Source organism: Stenotrophomonas sp. 05L44_2 (genome assembly GCF_056665995.1).
Window position 1 is genome coordinate 1 of sequence record NZ_JBFTNR010000590.1, and the last position, 4,703, is coordinate 4,703.

The following is a 4,703-nucleotide window of genomic DNA, read 5'->3' on the forward strand; positions in this document are numbered from 1 at the left end:
GTGGGAAGTAGATCCACGCCATGCGTGGATGACCCCCTCGCTAATACAAAAAAAGGGAGCCCGCGAACGGGCTCCCTGCATCCACCTTACGCTGCACGCACCGGCTCGTAGCCATGCAGGTGCGATTCGCTGCTGGCCCGTCCCTGGCTCAGCGAACGCAGCGAGGTCGTATACCCGACCAGCTGYGCCAGCGGCGCGAATCCGCTGACTTCGGCGCGACCGTCCTGGTCGTCGATGCGGGCAACGCGTCCATGGCGGCGATTCAGATCACCCACCACGTCCCCCACCGAGGCCGACGGCGAATGCACCGTCACCGCCATCACCGGCTCCAGCAGCTGCGTACCGCTGGCCGCCAACGCGGCCTTGATGCCCTCGCTGCCGGCCCGATGGAACGCCATCTCCGACGAATCCTTCGCGTGGGTCTGGCCATCCACCAGGCTGACTTCGATGCCGACTACCGGATGGCCCTGCGGGCCTTCCGACAGCGCGGCACGAACGCCCTTCTCCACCGCAGCGATGAAGTTGCGCGGCACCACGCCACCGACGATGCGGTCATTGAACACGACCTCGCCGTCGTCGCGCGGCACTACATCCAGCACCACGTGCGCGAACTGGCCCTGGCCACCGGTCTGCTTGACCAGGCGGCCCACGACGCCTTCCACGGCACGCTGCGGCGTTTCCTGGTAAGCCACGCGCGGCGCGCCAATGCCGATGTCCAACTTCCATTCGCTGCGCAGCCGCTCGACCATCACCTCCAGGTGCAGCTCGCCCATGCCCCAGGCCAGGGTTTCACCGGTCTCGCGATCGGTTTCCACCCGGAACGAGGGATCTTCCTGGGCCAGGCTTGCCAGGCCCTGCGCCAGCCGGATCAGGTCGGCCGCACGTGCCGGCTCCAACCGCCAGGCCAGTACCGGGGCCTGTGCCTGGATGCTCTCCAGGCGCAGCGGCTGCCCTCGCCCGCTCAGCGTTTCACCGCTGACCGCATCCTTCCAACCCAGCACCGCCACGATGTCGCCGGCCACGGCCTGCCCGATGTCCTGGGTCTGGTCGGCCTGCACGCGCACCAGCCGGCTGATGCGACGCCCTTGCGGGTGCTGCGAGCTGGCCACGTTGTCGCCGACCTTCAAGGTACCCGAGTACAGCCGCACGAAGCTCAACGCACCGTGCTGCTGGTGGGTGATCTTGAACAGCAGGCCAGCCAACGGACCGTCCGGGTCCGGCGGCAGCAGGACGTCGCCGCCCTCGCCTTCGGCAGTGACCGCAGGACGATCCAGCGGCGACGGCAGGTAATCGACCACCGCATCCAGCAGCGTTTCGATGCCCTTGTCCTTGAAGGCAGCACCCGCCAGCACCGGTACGCCGGCGCCCGCCAGCGTCGCGCGACGGATCGCTGCGCGCAGCGTCGCCGCGTCGATGTCACGGCCTTCCAGCCATGCCGTTGCCAGCACATCATCATGGTCGGCCACGGCTTCGACCAGCGCATTGCGCTGCGGTTGCCACTGCGCGCGCTCGGCTTCGCTCCATGCCGTCACCGTCGCCGCGGCCGCGTCCTGCCACTGCAGCACGCGGCCATCGACCAGGTCGACCCAGCCGTGGAAGTCGCCCTCACTGCCCAACGGCACGCCCAGCGCCCACGGTCGCGCGCGCAGCTTGTCCTGCAGCTGCTCCAGCACGCGCTCGAAAGAAGCGCCGATGCGATCCATCTTGTTGACGAACGCAATCAACGGCACGCCATGCCGGCGCGCCTGGCGCCACACGGTTTCCGATTGCGGCTGCACGCCGTCCACGGCCGAAAACACGGCCACGGCACCGTCGAGCACGCGCAGCGAGCGCTCGACCTCGATGGCGAAGTCGATGTGGCCGGGCGTGTCGATCAGGGTCAGCTGGTGCAGCGGCAGATCGCGTGGCGCCCACTGTGCGTGCACGGCGGCCGCACCGATGGTGATGCCACGTTCGCGCTCGATCGCCGAGAAGTCGGTGGTCGCGTTGCCGTCATGCACTTCGCCGACGCGGTGGATCTCGCCGGTCTTCCACAGAAGGCGTTCGGTAAGGGTGGTTTTGCCAGCGTCGATGTGGGCAATGATGCCGAGGTTGCGAAGACGCGACAGAGTCTGGGTGTTGGTGTTCATGAGAAAGGTTCCTGCTGGGCCAACTTCGGGGGCCGCACACGCCGGTTGGCAACGGAGGCAGACACGCCCGTTCCGCGCTTGCGCGGGTCAGGGTGAAAAACTTCAGGAGCGGCATCCGGTTCATGCAGCGCATTCTAGACCTGTCAATCTGGCGCGCAAGTGAATATTGCGCGCATGGATGGAACGATGAGGCGCAACGGGGCAGCAATCACCCAGGAACGATCATTCGCACCCATTGATCCGCCGCGCCTCACCCACCGTCGCGGCGTGATCCCCCGTCACCGACACCCAGTCCTTCAGCGGGAAGGCGGCATTGATCTCGCCTCGACGGGGCGTGTCGTGGATGGTCACTTCAGTCCAGGCGCCCACCGCACCCAGCTCGCTCAGGCGGGCAGCCTGGTCGTCATCGGTGCTGAAGGTGTCGCCCGGCTTGGACGGCTTTGCGTTGTTCACCGTGGCGGTCTTCAGTGCGCGCACGCGTAGCGCACCATTGGGCATGCGCTGGCTGATCACGTCGTAACGCTCAACGCCGTAGGCCCACGACCGCTCGGCCTGGCGGCGCACTTCACTGCCGTCATCGGCCACCTCGATCTTGCCATCCACCAGTCCACTGATCGAAGCGAGGCTGCCGTAGCCGGCCATCATCGCTTCGTAGCCGATCATCTGCCGCTTCTCCAGCGGCAGTTCGCTGGCCGCAGGCTTCATGCCCGGCAGCTTCAGATACGCCGACTTCTTGCAGAGCAGCAGCACGCTTTGATTGCCCCAGGCCATCAGCATCGCGCCACCGGTGTAGTAGTGCGTGGTGAAAAGATCGGAGGCGGCGCCGGCGCCCTTCGCATGGCGGATTTCGATCGAGGTCGCCTGGTCAGCCACCTTGTCCAGCACAACCGTGCGGACGGGAGCGGCGTGCGCCGTGCACGATGCAGCAATGATCGAAGCCAGCAGTGTCGCGCGCGGGAGGATGTAGTTCATGGGGGTCATTCCGTTGAGAAAAACGAACCGACAATGATACGTCGCGCTGCGCAAGGAAGCTTTACTGCATCAGGTCACCACAACCAATGGCACACCGCGTCGCGGATGCTGCAGCACCACCACGTCCTGCTGGTAGACACGCTGCAGGTTGCCCTCGGTCAGCACGTGCGAAGGCGTGCCGTCAGCGGCCACCCTGCCCTGCTCCAGCAATACGATGCGATCGGAGTATCCGGCCGCCAGGTTGAGGTCATGCAGCACCACGATCACGCACGCACCGGCTTCGGCGCAGGCCCGTACGCTGCGCAGGGTGCGCTCCTGGTGGCGCAGATCCAAGGCAGCCGTAGGCTCATCCAGCAGCAGCAACGGCGTGTCCTGTGCCAGCACGCGCGCGAACGTGGTGCGCGCCGATTCGCCGCCGGACAACTGCTGCACTTCGCGCAGGCGCAGCGCCTGCAGTTCGGCAGCATTGATCGCCCGCTCCACCTGGGCCTCATCCGCCTGCGGATCCGGCGGGTGCGGCAGGCGYCCCATCGCCACCACTTCYTCCACGCTGAAGGCGAAGCGCACGCCGTGCTCCTGCGGCATCACCGCACGTTCGCGMGCAAGCGGYCCGGCCCTGTAGTCGCGCAGCGGACGTCCATGCAGCTGCACATCGCCACCGTCGGCACGCAGATCGCCAGCCGCCACCCCCAGCAGGGTCGACTTGCCGGCACCGTTGGGCCCCACCAGCGCCGTCACCRTGCCCGGCTCGAATGCGAGGGTGATGCCATGCAGGATCTCGCGCTGCTGGCGACGCACCACCACGTCGCGCAGTTGCAGGAAGGCGCTCATGCCGCCGCCTTGCGGCGCTGCTGCAGCACCAGCCAGAGGAAGAACGGCGCGCCCAGCGCGGCGGAGAACAGGCCCAGCGGAATCTCGGCAGGCGGGTCCAGGGTGCGCGCCGCAGTGTCGGCCACCACGATCAGCAGTGCACCCAGTAGACCCGACAACGGCAGCAGCCAGCGGTGGCCAGGGCCAACCAGCAGGCGCGCCACGTGCGGCACCACCAGGCCGACGAAACTGATCGAGCCGGCGAACGCTACCGCCGCGCCGACCAGCAGCGCACTGAAGGCCACCAGCAGGCGCCGTGTACGCGCCACGTCCAGCCCCAGATGCTGTGCCTGGCGCTCGCCGAGCGCCAGCATGTCCAGCGGCGTGGCCAAGCGATGCAGTGCGAACGCGCCGATGGCGAACAGCGGCAGCACCGCCACCACGTCGGCCCAGTTCGCGCGCGCCAGCGAGCCCATCTGCCAGAACACCAGTGATTGCAGCTCGCTTTCGTTGGCGATGTAGGTCAGGAAGCCGATCAGTGCCGAACAGAACGCGGCCATCGCAATGCCCACCAGCAACAGCGTGGCATTGCCACTGCCCTTGCCCGGCCGCGCCAGCGCGTAGGTCAGCCCGATCGCGGCGGCACCGCCGCCGAAGGCCGCCACCGGCACCAGCCAGCCGGCTGCACCCGCAGCGCCCAGCACGATCGCCGCCACGGCACCCAGCGCGGCGCCCTGGCTGACACCGACGATGCCCGGATCGGCCAGCGGATTGCCGAACAGTCCCTGCAGG

4 protein-coding genes are annotated in these 4,703 nt (G+C 67.7%); all 4 read right to left on the reverse strand.

The features are described from left to right. Positions 1-86: 86 nt before the first annotated feature. Positions 87-2,129, reverse strand: a complete 2,043-nt coding sequence (gene fusA, locus AC1VAN_RS17860; RefSeq protein WP_134832522.1) for an elongation factor G — start codon at positions 2,127-2,129, stop codon at positions 87-89. A 222-nt stretch (positions 2,130-2,351) separates the two neighbouring features. Beyond that, complete coding sequence (locus tag AC1VAN_RS17865; RefSeq protein ID WP_032974801.1) at positions 2,352-3,101, reverse strand: hypothetical protein; 750 nt, start codon at positions 3,099-3,101, stop codon at positions 2,352-2,354. A gap of 69 nt (positions 3,102-3,170) precedes the next feature. Next, positions 3,171-3,932, reverse strand: a complete 762-nt coding sequence (locus AC1VAN_RS17870; RefSeq protein ID WP_480986344.1) for a heme ABC transporter ATP-binding protein — start codon at positions 3,930-3,932, stop codon at positions 3,171-3,173. Beyond that, the coding region (locus tag AC1VAN_RS17875; protein ID WP_480986345.1) for a FecCD family ABC transporter permease at positions 3,929-4,703 on the reverse strand (775 nt) is incomplete at its 5' end. The genes AC1VAN_RS17870 and AC1VAN_RS17875, both read right to left, overlap by 4 nt.

Bases quoted from the DNA above. Each gene is read 5' to 3' on its own strand.
- AC1VAN_RS17865 (WP_032974801.1), bottom strand. From the start codon at position 3,101: ATGAACTACATCCTCCCGCGCGCGACACTGCTGGCTTCGATCATTGCT.